At 74.9% G+C, this 14579-nt stretch carries 15 protein-coding genes; 8 read left to right on the top strand and 7 right to left on the bottom strand.

The window, feature by feature from the left end:
• Positions 1-5: 5 nt before the first annotated feature.
• Positions 6-800: an alpha/beta fold hydrolase gene (locus ACGFZF_RS09295; protein WP_393552406.1), complete on the bottom strand. Its 795-nt coding sequence runs from the start codon at positions 798-800 to the stop codon at positions 6-8.
• A gap of 81 nt (positions 801-881) precedes the next feature.
• Between ACGFZF_RS09295 and ACGFZF_RS09290 the strand changes: the two genes are divergently transcribed.
• Positions 882-2210, top strand: coding sequence for a PLP-dependent aminotransferase family protein (locus tag ACGFZF_RS09290; protein WP_393552403.1), 1329 nt, complete (start codon positions 882-884; stop codon positions 2208-2210).
• A 137-nt stretch (positions 2211-2347) separates the two neighbouring features.
• Positions 2348-2758, top strand: coding sequence for a hypothetical protein (locus ACGFZF_RS09285; RefSeq protein ID WP_393552400.1), 411 nt, complete (start codon positions 2348-2350; stop codon positions 2756-2758).
• Positions 2759-3726: 968 nt separating this feature from the next.
• Here the strand turns inward: ACGFZF_RS09285 and ACGFZF_RS09280 are convergent.
• Entirely contained in the window at positions 3727-4455 is a 729-nt protein-coding gene (locus ACGFZF_RS09280) for a DUF4232 domain-containing protein (RefSeq protein ID WP_393552397.1), read from the bottom strand.
• 376 nt (positions 4456-4831) lie between these two features.
• On the opposite strand from ACGFZF_RS09280, the gene ACGFZF_RS09275 reads away from it, so the two are divergent.
• The 3 genes from ACGFZF_RS09275 to ACGFZF_RS09265 all read left to right on the top strand — a co-directional run bounded on the left by ACGFZF_RS09275 (position 4832) and on the right by ACGFZF_RS09265 (position 8600).
• Positions 4832-6544: an FAD-dependent monooxygenase gene (locus ACGFZF_RS09275; protein WP_393552394.1), complete on the top strand. Its 1713-nt coding sequence runs from the start codon at positions 4832-4834 to the stop codon at positions 6542-6544.
• Between the two features lie 131 nt (positions 6545-6675).
• Positions 6676-7737 carry an ATP-binding cassette domain-containing protein gene (locus ACGFZF_RS09270; protein ID WP_393552390.1) on the top strand — a complete coding sequence of 354 codons (1062 nt, stop codon included), beginning with the start codon at positions 6676-6678 and terminating at the stop codon, positions 7735-7737.
• A complete protein-coding gene (locus tag ACGFZF_RS09265) occupies positions 7734-8600 on the top strand; it encodes an ABC transporter permease (RefSeq protein WP_393552386.1) in 867 nt (288 codons plus the stop codon). The genes ACGFZF_RS09270 and ACGFZF_RS09265 overlap by 4 nt, the downstream gene beginning before the upstream one ends.
• A gap of 61 nt (positions 8601-8661) precedes the next feature.
• On the opposite strand, the gene ACGFZF_RS09260 is transcribed toward ACGFZF_RS09265, so the two are convergent.
• The 4 genes from ACGFZF_RS09260 to ACGFZF_RS09245 all read right to left on the bottom strand — a co-directional run bounded on the left by ACGFZF_RS09260 (position 8662) and on the right by ACGFZF_RS09245 (position 11352).
• Positions 8662-9033, bottom strand: a complete 372-nt coding sequence (locus ACGFZF_RS09260) for a VOC family protein (protein WP_393552383.1) — start codon at positions 9031-9033, stop codon at positions 8662-8664.
• A gap of 107 nt (positions 9034-9140) precedes the next feature.
• Positions 9141-9566 carry a universal stress protein gene (locus tag ACGFZF_RS09255; RefSeq protein WP_393552380.1) on the bottom strand — a complete coding sequence of 142 codons (426 nt, stop codon included), beginning with the start codon at positions 9564-9566 and terminating at the stop codon, positions 9141-9143.
• 67 nt (positions 9567-9633) lie between these two features.
• Positions 9634-10257, bottom strand: coding sequence for an FMN reductase (locus ACGFZF_RS09250; RefSeq protein ID WP_393552376.1), 624 nt, complete (start codon positions 10255-10257; stop codon positions 9634-9636).
• A 3-nt stretch (positions 10258-10260) separates the two neighbouring features.
• Positions 10261-11352, bottom strand: coding sequence for an LLM class flavin-dependent oxidoreductase (locus ACGFZF_RS09245; protein ID WP_393552959.1), 1092 nt, complete (start codon positions 11350-11352; stop codon positions 10261-10263).
• Positions 11353-11548: 196 nt separating this feature from the next.
• Between ACGFZF_RS09245 and cbiE the strand changes: the two genes are divergently transcribed.
• Together cbiE and cobM are read left to right on the top strand one after the other, a co-directional pair.
• Positions 11549-12781 (top strand): precorrin-6y C5,15-methyltransferase (decarboxylating) subunit CbiE, encoded by a 1233-nt coding sequence (cbiE, locus tag ACGFZF_RS09240; protein ID WP_393552373.1) that lies wholly within the window; start codon positions 11549-11551, stop codon positions 12779-12781.
• Between the two features lie 19 nt (positions 12782-12800).
• Entirely contained in the window at positions 12801-13550 is a 750-nt protein-coding gene (cobM, locus tag ACGFZF_RS09235) for a precorrin-4 C(11)-methyltransferase (protein WP_393552370.1), read from the top strand.
• 150 nt (positions 13551-13700) lie between these two features.
• On the opposite strand, the gene ACGFZF_RS09230 is transcribed toward cobM, so the two are convergent.
• Positions 13701-13775, bottom strand: a complete 75-nt coding sequence (locus tag ACGFZF_RS09230; protein WP_371657075.1) for a 50S ribosomal protein bL37 — start codon at positions 13773-13775, stop codon at positions 13701-13703.
• 126 nt (positions 13776-13901) lie between these two features.
• Between ACGFZF_RS09230 and ACGFZF_RS09225 the strand changes: the two genes are divergently transcribed.
• Positions 13902-14576 carry a hypothetical protein gene (locus tag ACGFZF_RS09225; protein WP_393552367.1) on the top strand — a complete coding sequence of 225 codons (675 nt, stop codon included), beginning with the start codon at positions 13902-13904 and terminating at the stop codon, positions 14574-14576.
• The last annotated feature ends 3 nt before the right edge of the window (positions 14577-14579 follow it).

The following is a 14579-nucleotide window of genomic DNA, read 5'->3' as shown; positions in this document are numbered from 1 at the left end:
CGGGGTCACCGCTCCGAGGGGCTGAGGGTGGCCAGGAACGCCGCCAGGGCCGCGTCGAACTCCTCGGGCCGCTCCAGGTTCGGCAGGTGCGCCGCCCGCTCGACGACCACGAGCGTGGAGTCCGGCAGCGCCGCGTGCATGGCCTCGGCGTCCGCGACCGGGGTGTACGCGTCGTCGCGGCCGACGATCACCAGGGCCGGTACGGAGACGGTGGCGAGCAGGGCGCGGTAGTCGGGGCGTTCGGTCCGGCCGCGCAGGGCGGCCGCCGCGCCTTCCGGGTCGGTCGCGCACATCATCCGGTGGACGTGCGGAGCCGCGTGGGTGTTGTACGGGGCGACCATCCTGTCCAGGACCTCGTCGGCGTATCCGCGCATGCCCTCGGCGAGCAGCCGGTCGGCCAGGGCGTTGCGGGCGGCCTTGCCCTCCGGGGTCTCGGCGCCCGGGAAGGTGTCGGCGAGGACGAGCCCACGGATGCGTTCGGGGAAGAGGCGGTAGCACTCCATGACGATCTGGCCTCCCATGGAGAGCCCGCCGAGGACGAACCGGCCGATCCCGAGACGGTCGAGGAGGGCGGCGAGGTCCTCGGCGAAGGCGGACAGCGGGGTGGTGCCGGGGACGACCGTGGTCGCCCCGTAGCCGCGCAGGTCGGGCACGACGACCCGGTGCGAGGCGGCGAAGCGCTCGGTCTGCGGGCGCCACATGGTGCGGTCGAAGGGATGGCCGTGGACGAGGACGAGCGCGGGGCCCGTGCCCTTGTCGTCGTAGCCGATCGTGAGTCCGTCGATCTCTGCGGAAGGCATGGTCAGAGGCTAGGCAGGGCGCTCGTGTCGGTGCAATAGAATCTTTGCTCTCGGTGCAATGTGACGGGAGAGTGGGTCGCGATGGAGGACTACCGCCGGATCGCCGACCGGGTGGCGGAGCGGATCGCCGACGGCCGGCTGCGGCCCGGCGACCGGCTCCCGCCGCAACGGGTGTTCGCCAGGCGCCACGGCATCGCCGGCTCGACCGCGATCCGGGTGTACGGAGAGCTGGCCCGCCGGGGCCTGGTCGTCGGCGAGGTGGGACGCGGCACCTTCGTCCGGGCGGCTCCGCCGCTGCCGGGCCCCGCGCTCGCCGAGGCCACCGGCGCCGCGCCCGTCGACCTCCAGCTCAACTACCCGGCGGTGCCCGGCCAGTCGGAGCTGATGGGTCCGGCACTCGCGTCGCTCGCGCGGGCCGACGTGCTGCGGGAGGCGACGGGGCGCCCTGCGGCCGCCGCCGGTACGGCTCCGGCCCGGGAGGCCGCGGCAGGCGTCCTCGCCCGCGCGGGCTGGGCGCCCGGACCCGACCGGGTGCTCTTCGCCGGAAACGGCCGCCAGGCCATCGCGGCGGCGGTCTCCTGCCTCGTGCCGCCCGGAGGCCGGCTGGGCGTCGAGGAACTGACGTATCCGCTGGTCAAGGCGGTGGCCGAGCGGCTCGGTGTCCGGCTGGTGCCGATCGCCACCGACGCCGAGGGGATGTGCCCGGACGCCCTGGCCGCGGCGCACCGGGCGACCCCGCTCGCCGCCGTGTACGTCCAGCCGACCCTGCACAACCCGACGGGGACGACGGCGAGTTCGCGTCGCCGATCCGAACTCGCCGACGTACTGGAGGAGTCGGGCCTCACGGCGGTCGAGGACACCACCTGGGCGTTCCTGGAGCCGGACGCCCCGGCGCCGTTGGCCGCACACGCGCCGGATCGGGTGATCCTCGTCGACAGCCTCTCCAAGCGGCTCGCCCCCGGGCTCACGGTCGGCTATCTGGTGGCGCCCGCCCCTCGGCGGGAGGCGCTGGCCGCGGTGTTGCGCTCCGGGGCGTGGACGGCCGGCGGCCTCGCGCTGGCGGCGGCGACGCGCTGGGCCGGGGACGGGACGGTCGCGCGGGTCGCGGCGGCCAAGCGGGCCGACGCGGCGGCCCGCGGGGAATCGGTCCGGCGCCACCTGGGCGCGTACGCGATCCGCACCGCCCCGCACGCCTACTTCTGCTGGTGGGACCTTCCCCGCCCGTGGCGCGCGGAGACCTTCGTCGCGGCCGCCGCCCGTGCGGGCGTGGCGGTGACACCCGGCAGCGCCTTCGCGGTGGGCGGGGCCACGGCGCCCGACGCGGTCAGGGTCGGCCTCGCCTCTCCGCCGCCGGAGATCCTGGACCGGGCGCTGGCCCGCTTGGCGTCGCTGGCCGCCGCGGGGCCCTGAGCGAGACCGGCGGCGGTCCGGGACGTGGCTCCGCGGCGCTGAGCGGTCCGCACGGCCGGCCCTCGGGCCGGGTTGCGCGGGAGGTGGCCCGGGTGTGCCCTTGAGGGTGGAGGGGGCGAGAGGGAAGGAGCCCTGCCATGGCCGCACACGCAGCGGTGCCCGCACGACGGCACCTGAGCACACACGGTTTCGGTCTGCCGGTCACCCTGGGCCTCGCCTACGGCATCTACGCGGCGGCCATCCCGCGCGACGGCGGCGTCCTCACCTGGCAACTGGTCCTGCTCGGAGTGGTCTCCGGACTCGTGCTGGCCGCCGGCGTGTACGCGCTGCGGAGGTGGGGCCACGCGATCCCGCGCGAACCGCACGCGGCGGCATGGGGAGCGCTCGCGGGCATGTCGATCGGCTTCCTCTTCAGCCTCTCCGACGCGAGCATCTGGTCCGCGACCGTCCTCGGCCTGGTCGTGGGGGCGTGCATCACGCTCGCCGCGTTCTACCTCCTCTACACGCACGAGGACGTGCCCCGGCGGCCCGTGCGGCGCACACCGTAGCCACGGCGGCTTCGGCCGTGGGGGGGGCCCCCCGGGGGGGGGGGGGGGGCCCCCCCCCCGGCGGCGGGGGGGGGGGGGGCCCGGGCCGGGGGGGGGGGGGGGGGCCCCCCCCCCGGGCCCCCGGGGGGGGCCCCCCCCGCGCGCGGCGAACCCCCCCCACCCCCCCCCGGCGGCGGCCCCGGGGCCCCGGGGGGGCCCCCCCCCGCCCCCCCGGGGGGGGGGGGGGGGGGCGCCCCCGGGGGGGGGGGGGGCCCCCCCCCACGCCGGTGCGCGTCGCGGTACGGGCTCCGGTCCGGCGGCGGTGGTAGGCGACCGCCACGGCGGCCAGCAGCGGGGCCCAGGCGACGAGCGGCAGGTAGCAGACCAGGAACAGGGCCTCCTGGACCGGGCCTTCCGTGTGCGTGCCGGCCGCGCCCTGCCCGAGCCCCGCGCACGCCACGTAGGTGAACCAGCCCGTCAGCGCGAGGAGTCCGAGCGCCCCGGCCAGCGCAGCCGCGGTCGCCCCGGTCGCGCCGACCCGGCGACCGCCGAGGAACGGCAGCCGCTTCGGGAACACCTCGCCCCAGGGCCGGACCAGGCCGAGGGTGAGGAAGGCCAACAGCTCGCCGACGACCGTGAGCCCGATCTGGAACGTGGCCTGCCCGAGCCCCGTCGCGTCGGTGTGCGCGACGGGCAGGCCGAGCGTGAGGGCGATCCGCCACAGCCCGGAGGGCAGCACGATCAGCGGCACGGAGTGGGCGGCGAGCACGGCCCAGCGGGGTACGTCCGGAAGGGCATTCATCGTCATCGGCATGGCTCAAGACTCGCGCCGGGGGCGGGGTCCGGACGTCGTCCTGCCGTGCGGACCGTCTCCGCCGCCCGGCGGACACGGCCTCGTCCGCGCAGCGGCGACCGGGGCCGTCCGGCCACACCCGTGAGGTGCGGCCGGACGGCCCCGGTCCTGCTTCGGAGCGTCTTTCCTGCGCGGCTCAGAACTCGTCGGCGCCGTTGCGCAGCTCGTAGGTCCAGTAGCCGGTCTTCCACTGCGCCGGGTCGACGGCGATGCCGCCGGCGCCCGGGGCGCGGACCGCGATCACGTCGTCGCTGCCCCGGAGCGTGACGGAGAAGTCCGACACCGGCTCGTTGTCCTCGTGGACGCCGCCGTCCGAGAGCCGCACGAGCGCGTAGGCCGGGTCGCCCGCGGCGAGGACGACCGGGGTCGGGGGCTTGCTCTTGGCGACGGCCGGCACGTTCTCGCGGTGGCTCTCCAGGAACTGGATCTCGGGGAAGCCGTCCAGCCGGCAGGTGCGGCCCGAGGTGTTCTTCGCCGTGAGCACGATGTGGGTGTAGGGAGGCCCGTCCTGACGGTCGGCGCGCAGGGTCACGTCCTTCGGGGTGCACGCCGGCGTGGTCGCGACCTTCGGCCTGGCGGCGGCCTTCGAGGCGCCCGTACCGCCGGACGTGCCCGTGGCGCCGGAGGTGCCGGAGCCGCCGGAGGCGCTCGTGCCCGACGTGCCGGAGCCGCCGGTACCGGACGTGCCCGAGGCGGCGGCCCCGGTGCCCGGCGTGGCGGAGGCGGCCGGTGCGCCGCCGTCCTGCGTGCCGGCGGACCGGGAGGCGCCGGATCCGTCCTCTCCGCCGCAGGCGGTCAGCGTGAGGGCGAGAGCGGCGGTGGCCGCGGCGGCGAGGACGGTGGTGCGGTGACGGAACGTACGCATGGGAACTCCCCCGTGACGTGGTGCGATCGGTGTGGAGGGCGGTGCGCCGGTCGGCCCGGGCTGCCCTGGGCCACACACTGGCCCGGCCGCCGACCCCACCGCCAGGGCAGCCCGCCGATCTGGGACGCGGGAACGTTCCAGGGCACTTGACCTGCGAGAACGGTCGACCCTGGAACGGTGGAACGGGACGGCCGGACGGCTTCCCCGCGGCCCCGCGGGCCCATCCGCGGGGCTCCGCGCCGGCGTTCTCCGGCATCCGTCGCCGCCTCCCCCGCCGTCTCCCGCCCGCTCGCCGGGCGCGCCCCGCCGGGTGACCATGGGTTACGGGACCGGCCGGGGCCGGCCACCGCCAGGGGGAGAGCACTGGGAGGCACCCGTGGCGCACACCCGAGGAACCGACGTACTCGACGTGCTGGTCGTGGGCGCCGGCCCCGTCGGACTGAGCGCGGCCGCCGAGCTCCGCCGCCGCGGGGTGGGCTGCCGGCTCGTCGACCGGCTGCCGGCCCGCCTCCCGTACGCCAAGGCCGTCGGCATCCAGCCGCGCACCCTGGAGATCTGGGACCGGATGGGACTGGTCCGGGCGGTGCTGGAGGCCGCCGTGCCGATGCGCGGCCAGCTGATGTACCTCAACGGGCAGGAGGCGGGCCGGATCGACCTCGTGCTGCCGCCCGAGGTGCCGTACACCTTCGCCGCGCTGCCGCAGTACGAGACCGAACGCCTCCTGGAGGAGTACGTCGCGGGCCTGGGGACGGTCATCGAGCGCGGCACCGAACTCCTCTCGTTCGCCCAGGACGAGGACGGCGTGACGGCGCGGCTGCGCACCGCGGCGGGTGTCGAGGAGGAGGTCCGGGCCCGCTACCTGGTGGGCTGCGACGGCGCCCACAGCAGTGTCCGCAAAGGGCTGGGGCTGTCCTTCGAGGGCGGGGCGTTCCCGGAGGAGTACATGCTCGCCGACGTCGAGACGGACTGGGACCTGCCGGCCGGATACGGCGTGCGCTCGCTGCACCGGACCGACGACGGCGCCACGGACGACCTGCTGGTCTGCATCCCGCTGCCGGGCGTCCGCCGCTACCGCATGTCGATGCTGGTCCCGCCCGAGCTCGCCGCCGGGGCCGCGGACGGGGCGCCGGCCCGGGGCGACGGCGTGGCCCACGGCCTGGAGGGCGCCCGGCGCCCGGAACTGGGACACATCCAGGCCGTCGTCGACCGGCTGGCCCCCCGCCCGGCCGTGGTGTCCCGCATGCGGTGGTCGTCCGTCTTCCGCATCAGCCACCGGATCGTCGACCGCTACGGCGACGGCCGGGTCTTCGTCGCGGGCGACGCCGCGCACATCCACCCGCCCACCGGCGCCCAGGGCATGAACACCGGCATCCAGGACGCCTGCAACCTGGCCTGGAAGCTCGCCCTCGTCCTGCGCGGGGAGGCCGGGCCGGCCCTGCTCGCCGGCTACGACGCCGAACGCCGCCCGATCGGCGAGGAGGTCGTCGGCCGGACCGTGCGGCACGCCCACCAGGGCGTCCAGGCCGACCCCGACGACCCGCGGACGGTGATGCTGCGCGAGGCCCAGCTGCTCGTGACCTATCGAGGCGGGCCGCTCGCCGGACCGCCGTACGGACCGCCCGACGCCCCCCAGCCCGGCGACCGGGCCCCCGACTGCGGCGGTCTGACCACGGCCCTCGCCACCTTCCCGCTGCGCCTGCTGGACGTCCTGCGCGGCCGCACGGGCCACGTGCTGATCCTGTACGGACCCGACACGACCGGACCGGCCGAGGCATCGGCCGCCGCGGCGGGCGGGGCCGCCGGAACGGCCCCGGTGACCGTCACGCTCCTCCCCCGAGAGGCCCCGCGGTCCGACGCCGACGCGGCACCGGCCACCGCACCGCCGGTCACCGCCCCGGCCGCCTCGTCCGTCGCCGCGTACCGCGACGCCGCGGGGGAGTTCGCCCGCCTCTACCGCCCCGACGGGCCGACCGGGTTCCTGGTCCGCCCGGACGGTCATCTCGCCGCCCGCTTCCCCCTCGGCGACACCGCCCAGGCCGTCGCCGCCTACCACGCGGCCCTGTGGGGCGTGGCCGTGGCCCGTCCGTGAGCCCCGGGCCGGACGGCCGGCGCGCCGCCCCGGGTGCGCCCCGGTGAGCCGGCCCCGTCCGCCGTCTGGCGCCGGACGCGAGGGCGGCGGAGACTGGTCGGAGCGGCCCCGCCCCCATCCGGAGGAGACGCATGACCGACCTCGCCATCGAGACCGAGGGCCTGGTCAAGGTCTTCGGTACGAACCGTGCCGTCGACGGCATCGATCTGCGCGTCCCGGCCGGCACCGTCTACGGCGTCCTCGGCCCCAACGGCGCGGGCAAGACGACCACCGTGCGGATGCTCGCCACCCTCCTGCGCCCGGACGCCGGCCGCGCCCGGGTCTTCGGCAAGGACGTGGTGCGCGACGCCGACACCGTACGGAGCCGGGTGAGCCTCACCGGCCAGTACGCCTCCGTCGACGAGGACCTGACCGGCACCGAGAACCTGGTGCTCCTCGGCCGGCTCCTCGGCCGCTCCCGCGCCGGCGCCCGGGAGTCCTCGGAGCGGCTGCTCGCCGCGTTCGGCCTCGCCGAGGCCGCCGGCCGGCAGGTCAAGAACTACTCGGGCGGCATGCGGCGGCGCATCGACATCGCCGCGTCCCTCCTCAACATCCCCGACCTGCTCTTCCTCGACGAGCCGACCACCGGCCTCGACCCGCGCAGCCGCAACCAGGTGTGGGACATCATCCGCACGGTCGTCGCACAGGGCACCACCGTGCTGCTCACCACGCAGTACCTCGACGAGGCGGACCAGCTGGCCTCCCGGATCGCCGTGATCGACCACGGGAAGGTGATCGCGGAGGGCACGAAGGGGGAGCTGAAGGCATCGGTGGGCTCCGGATCGGTGCACGTGCGGCTGCGGGATCCCGAGCAGCGCCCGGCCGCCGAGCGGATCCTCGCGAGCGCTCTGCGGGCCTCGGTCCAGCTCGACCCCGACCCCGTGGCCCTCACCGCCACCGTCGACGGCCACGGCACGGATCTGGGCGCCGCGGAACAGGCCGCCCGGGCCCTGGCGGAGCTGGCGAGGGCCGGGATCACGGTCGACAACTTCGGCCTCGGCCAGCCCAGCCTGGACGAGGTGTTCCTCGCGCTCACCGAGTCCGGGCCGACGGGCACGGCGCCCCCCGCCGCCCCCGCCGCCCCCGCCGCCCCCGCCGCCACCGACGACACGGATCCCGCCGACCCGACCGGCACGAAGGGAACGCCGGCATGAGCACCGTCACCACCGCCAAGGACACCCGGCAGACCGACGCCCTCGCCTTCGAGGCCCCGCGCGCCGACGAACTCGCCGCGCTCCTCGTCGGCCACGAGCGCCCGCCACGGCCCGGCGCGCTGTCCGCCTCCTTGACCTTCGGCTGGCGCGCCCTGCTGAAGATCAAGCACGTGCCGGAGCAGCTCTTCGACGTGACGGCGTTCCCGATCATGCTGGTGCTGATGTACGCGTACCTCTTCGGGGGCGCGCTGGCCGGGTCGGTCTCGGAGTACGTCCAGTTCCTGCTGCCCGGCATCCTGGTGATGAGCGTCGTGATGATCACGATGTACACCGGGGTCTCCGTCAACACCGACATCCAGAAGGGCGTCTTCGACCGTTTCCGCTCGCTGCCGATCTGGCGGCCGGCACCGATGGTCGGCTATCTCCTGGGTGACGTGGTCCGGTACCTGATCGCCTCGGTCGTGATGCTCACGGTCGGCGTGATCATCGGCTACCGGCCGGACGGCGGGGCGCTCGGCGTCCTGCTGGGAGTGGCCCTGCTGCTGGTGTTCGCCTTCGCGTTCTCGTGGATCTGGACCATGTGCGGACTGCTGCTGCGCAGCGAGAAGTCGGTCATGGGCGTCTCGATGATGGTGATCTTCCCCGTGACGTTCCTGTCCAACGTCTTCGTGGACCCGACGACCATGCCGGGATGGCTCCAGGCCTTCGTGAACAACAACCCGGTGACGCATCTGGCGACGGCGGTGCGGGATTTGATGGCGGGCGAGTGGCCGGCGGCGGCGATCGCCTGGTCGCTGGGCTGGTCGGCCCTGCTCGTGCTGGTCTTCGGACCGCTGACGATGCGGCTCTACAACCGCAGGTGACACCCGTGCGGCCCGGTCCGGTCCGCCGGCAGTCGGGCGGACCGGTCGTCCCGTCGGCCGGTCAGGTCCGGCGGGGTGTGGTCTGCTGGACCGACCAGCGGTTGCCGTCGGGGTCGGCGAAGTAGACGAAGGAGCCCCAGGGCTGGTCGTCGATGTCGCTGACCTCGATGCCCCGGGCGCTGAGGTCGCGATGGGCCTCCTCGATGTCGGCGACGACGACCTGCATGTTGTCGAGCGAGCCCGGCGCCATGTCCGTGATGCCCTTGCCGAGGGCGATCGAGCAGGCCGATCCGGGCGGGGTGAGCTGGACGAAGCGGATCTCGTCGCTCACCGGGATGTCGTGGTCGGCGTGGAAACCGACCTTCTCGTAGAAGGCCTTGGCCCGGTCGATGTCGGTGACCGGGACGCCGATCAGTTCCAGCTTGATGTCCATGGGGGCTCCTGGGTGCGCGCGGACTCCCCGCCATCATGCGCCCGAGGGGCGCCCCGCGTCCCACGGACGCGCGGCGCCCCTCGGGCGTGTCCGGCGAACCCGCCGGATCATCCGCCCCGGACGACCACCACGGGGCAGGGCGCGTGCTGGGCGACGTTCGTGGAGACCGAGCCGAGCACCGCGGCCTTGAAGCCGCTGTGTCCCCGGTCGCCGACGACCAGCAGCGAGGCGCCCGCGGCCTGGTCGACGAGGGCCTGGGCCGCGTTGCCGCCCACGACCGTCCGGGTGACCGCGGCGGCGACCTCCGGAGCGAGGGCCTGCTCCAGGGACTCGTCCAGGATCTGCTTCGCGAGCTGCTCGGGGTCGAACTCCGGCGGCACCCCCGGCATCAGCGTCGCCCAGGACGCCGGGTACTCCCAGCCGATCACCGCCTGCAGCGAGTCACCGGTGAGGGCCGCCTGCGCGGCCGCCCATGCGAGTGCCTTCAGGGACTGCTCCGAGCCGTCCACGCCCACCACGATCCTGCCGGCCATCGTCGGCCTCCGTTCCGTTCGTCGTCCGGTACGCCTGCCCCCGATGTCCCCAACGTAACAAAGGGCCTCAATCCAGGCGCAGGTCGGCGAGCTGCCGCTCGAAGGGGACGATCTCGTCGTCCTCCGCCGCGGCGGCCGGGCGGGCCGCCACGGCGTCCGCCAGTTCCTGGCCGGCCCGGAGGATGCGGGACGGCAGGCCGTCCGTGTACTCGTCGCCGCCCGAGCCCCAGTCCTCCGAGGCCGCGTAGACCGCGGTCGGCAGGACGAGGGCCCGCAGGTAGGCGAAGAGCGGCCGCAGGGCGTGGTCGAGCACCAGCGAGTGGCGTGCGGTGCCGCCGGTGGCCCCGATCAGGACCGGCTTCCCGGTGAGCGCCGCCGGGTCGATCAGGTCGAAGAAGGACTTGAACAGCCCGCTGTAGGAGGCGGTGAAGACCGGGGTCACCGCGATGACCCCGTCCGCGCCGGTCACCGCGTCGATCGCGGCCTGGAGCTCGCCCGAGGGGAAGCCGGAGACGAAGTTCTTCGCGATGTCCAGGGCGAGGTCGCGCAGTTCGACCACCTGGACCTCGACGATGTACTCCTGCTCGGTCAGGCGCCGTTCGGCGGCGGTGGCAAGCCGGTCGGCGAGCAGGCGGGTGGACGACGGGCTGCTGAGCCCGGCGGACACGGCGACCAGCTTCAGGGTCTGCATGGCTCACGCCTCCTGGGCGTCGGTGCGGGTGCGGGTGACGGCGGGGTGGAGCGGGGCGGTCTCCGGGACGCCGGCCGGCCGCAGGTTCGCGAACTCCTTGCGCAGCACCGGGACGACCTCCTCGCCGAGCAGGTCGAGCTGCTCCAGGACGGTCTTCAGCGGCAGACCGGCGTGGTCGACCAGGAACAGCTGGCGCTGGTAGTCGCCCACGTACTCGCGGAAGGACAGAGTCCGTTCGATGACCTCCTGGGGGGACCCGACGGTCAGCGGGGTCTCGCGGGTGAACTCCTCCAGGGACGGGCCGTGGCCGTAGACGGGCGCGTTGTCGAAGTACGGGCGGAACTCCCGTACCGCGTCCTGGGAGTTCTTCCGCAGGAACACCTGGCCGCCGAGGCCGACGATCGCCTGCTCGGCGGTGCCGTGGCCGTAGTGCGCGTACCGCCGGCGGTAGAGGCGGACCATCTTCTCGGTGTGCTGCTTGGGCCAGAAGATGTGGTTGGCGAAGAATCCGTCACCGTAGTACGCGGCCTGCTCGGCGATCTCGGGGGAGCGGATCGAGCCGTGCCAGACGAACGGCGGGACGTCCTCCAGCGGGCGCGGGGTCGAGGTGAAGCCCTGGAGGGCGCTGCGGAACTTGCCCTCCCAGTCGACCACGTCCTCCCTCCACAGCCTGTGGAGGAGCGCGTAGTTCTCGATGGCGAGCGGGATGCCCTGGCGGATGTCCTGGCCGAACCACGGGTAGACCGGTCCGGTGTTGCCTCGGCCCATCATCAGGTCCACGCGGCCGTCGGCGAGGTGCTGGAGGGTGGCGTAGTCCTCGGCGATCTTCACCGGGTCGTTGGTGGTGATCAGCGTCGTGGAGGTGGACAGGATCAGGTTCTCGGTCCGCGCCGCGATGTGCCCGAGGAGGGTGGTGGGCGACGAGGGGACGAACGGCGGGTTGTGGTGCTCGCCGGTGGCGAAGACGTCGAGCCCGACCTCTTCCGCCTTGAGCGCGATGGCGACGGTGTTCTTGATCCGCTCGTGCTCGGTCTGGGTGCGGCCGGTGGTGGGGTCGGTGGTGACGTCCCCGACGGTGAAGATCCCGAACTGCATCGTGCTCACCTCTCGCGTTCCTGCATCTGCGTTGTGGTTGAATCTTAAACCATCCGGTCCAACCGCGCACCCCCACGTCCTATTCCGGGACCGCCGGACCGGTTCCGGGCACGGTGCCGCTCCCGGACCCGGGCGGGAACGGGCGGGCCGTGCCCAGCAGGGGGCGCCCGGAAGGGCTCCCGTAGAGTTCGGCGACGTGAGCACCGTTCCCCCACCTGCGATATCGGTCGTCGGAATCGGCGCGGACGGCTGGGACGGACTCCCCGAGAACTCCCGCCGCACCCTGCGCACCGCCGAGGTCCTGATCGGCGGCCCCCGCCAGCTCGACCTGCTGCCCACGGCCGAGTGCCCCGGCGAGCGCGTCGCCTGGCCCTCCCCGCTGCGGCCCGCCGTGCCCGGGCTGCTCGCGGCCCACGAAGGGCGGCGGGTGGCGGTCCTCGCCAGCGGTGACCCGATGTTCCACGGGATCGGCCGCACCCTCACCGAGACCGTGGGCGCCGACCGGCTGCACGTCCTGCCCCACCCGTCCTCGGTCTCCCACGCCTGCGCCCGCCTCGGCTGGCCCCTGGAGGCCGTGGAGACGGTCTCCCTGGTGACCGGCCCGCTCGACACCCTGTCCGCCGCCCTGCACGACGGCCGCCGGCTGCTCGTCCTCAGCGCCGGCGCCCGGACCCCGGCACAGGTCGCGGACCTCCTGCGGCGCAAGGGCTACGGCGCCAGCCGGCTGCGGGTCCTGGAACGGCTCGGCTCCCCGCACGAACGGATCGTGGAGACCACCGCGGACGGCTGGGCCCCGGACGAGGCCGCCGACCCGCTCAACATCGTCGCGCTCGACTGCGTCCGGTCCGCCGGCGCGCCGCGGCTCGGGCTGACGCCCGGCCTCCCCGACGAGGTCTTCGAGCACGACGGCCAGCTCACCAAGCGGCACGTCCGGGCGGCGACGCTGGCCGCGCTGGCCCCCGCACCCGGCGAGCTGCTCTGGGACGTCGGCGGCGGCTCCGGCTCGATCGGCATCGAATGGCTGCGGGCACACCGCTCGTGCCGGGCGGTCGCGGTGGAGCGGTCCGCCGAGCGGGCCGCCCGCATCACCCGCAACGCGGCGTCCCTCGGCGTACCGGCCCTGCGCGTGGTCACCGGCCCGGCACCCGCCGCGCTGGCCGGGCTGCCCACCCCCGACGCGGTGTTCATCGGCGGCGGTTTGACCGCGCCCGGCCTGCTCCAAGCCTGCTGGGAGGCACTGCCGCCCGGCGGCCGGCTCGTCGCCAACACGGTGACGCTGGAGTCCGAGGCGCTGCTGGCGGACCACTACCGCCGGCACGGCGGCGAGCTGGTCCGGCTCGCGGTCGCCCAGGCCGTGCCGGTGGGCGGCTTCACGGGCTGGCGCCAGGCCATGCCGGTCACGCAGTGGTCCGTCACCAAGGGTCCGTAACCAAGGGAGAAGCAGCACCATGACCGTCTACTTCATCGGCGCCGGACCCGGGGCCGCCGACCTGATCACCGTGCGCGGTGCGCGGACGCTCGCGTCCTGCGGGGTCTGCCTCTACGCCGGGTCCCTGGTCCCCCGCGAGCTGCTCGCCGAGTGCCCGCCGGACGCGCGTCTCGTCGACACCGCCGACCTGGACCTGGACCGGATCGTCGCCGAGATCGTCGCCGCCCACGAGGCCGGCCAGGACGTGGCCCGGCTGCACTCGGGCGACCCGTCCGTCTTCTCCGCGGTCGCCGAGCAGATGCGCCGGCTCGACGCGGTGGGCATCCCCTACGAGGTCGTCCCCGGCGTCCCGGCCTTCGCCGCCGCGGCGGCCGCGCTCAAGCGGGAGCTCACGGTCCCGACCGTCGGCCAGACCGTCGTCCTCACCCGCATCGCCCAGCAGGCCACCCCCATGCCGGAGGGCGAGGACCTGGCGACGCTGGGCCGCAGCGGAGCCCTCCTCGTGCTGCACCTGGCCGCGCGCTACGTCGACCGCGTGGTCGACGAGCTGCTGCCGCACTACGGCGCGGACTGCCCGGCGGCGGTCGTGGCCATGGCCAGCCGCCCGGACGAGATCGTGCTGCGCGGCACCCTGGCGGACATCGCCGCGCAGACGAAGGAGGCCGGCATCACGAAGACGGCGGTCATCCTGGTCGGGCGCACGCTCGCGGCCTCCCAGTTCCGCGACAGCCACCTCTACGACCCGGCGCGGGAGCGGCACGTCTGCTGAGCCGGCGTTCCCGGAGGCCCCGGACATCCGGGGCGCCCGTGCCGTCCCCGGTGGTGACGGCGGCCCGTGACGGCGCCCCCGTACGCGCCGGGGCCGGCACGTCGGCGTACGACGTGCCGGCCCCGTGCGGACAGCGGCTCGGGGACCTGCTCAGGTGTTGGGCCGCTTGCCGTGGTTCGCGCTCTTCTTCTTGCGGGCCCGGCGCTTGTTGCCTCGCTTCGACATGGGAGTACCTCTCCGTCGGGGGCATTGCCCTGGCAAGCCTAGGTTCGACGGGTGCGGGCCGCATCCGGTGTCCGCGTCCGCACCGGCGGCCCGGTGACTGTCAGTGCCGTGGGCTTGAATCGGCGCGTGACCGTACACGACGTGGCCCGGCGGCTTCCGGGCATCGGGGTCCTGCGCGACCACTGCCGAGGGCTGGCCATGCTGGAGGCCGTCCTGAGCCCCGAGTGGGCCGACCGTTACTACTCCTTCGACTGCGGCTGGTCGGGCGACGAGGAGATGGCGTCGATGCGGGACGGACAGGGGGACGACTGGTTCCTCGTCTTCTCCCCCGACGGCGCCTACCTGCGCGGCTTCGCCCACGAGTCCCCGATGAGCCCCTACGCCCGGCACACGGAGCCGCGGCCCTGGCCGGGCGTGCTCGACGAGGTGCCCGGGGTGTTCCGGCGGCACCTGGAGGAGCCGGCGTTCGCGGACGAGGACGGGCGGCCGCTCGCCACGGCGTGCCTGTGGCGGGAGACCGGTGACACGGCCTGGCGGGCGGGCGAGGTCGACTTCCCCGCCGAGGCGGACGAACCGGCCGACGGCGCGGACGACCTGTTCGAGCTGCTGGTGGACCGGTCGGCGGAGGCGTACCGCGACTGGGCGGAGGCGTACTACGAGGTCCGGGTCGACCTGGCGGCGGTCCGCCACGTCCTGGCCCTGCGCCCGCTGACGGACGAGGTGGTCGCGGCGCTCAACGCGGACGTGACACTGCCCGGCCTGGCCGGCGAGATCGAGGAGATCGGCTACCCGGTCGGCTGAGCG

It is taken from the genome of Streptomyces sp. NPDC048338 (assembly GCF_043201055.1).
In the GTDB taxonomy this organism is placed as follows: Bacteria; Actinomycetota; Actinomycetes; order Streptomycetales; family Streptomycetaceae; genus Streptomyces.
This window is presented reverse-complemented; position numbering and strand designations above follow the sequence as displayed.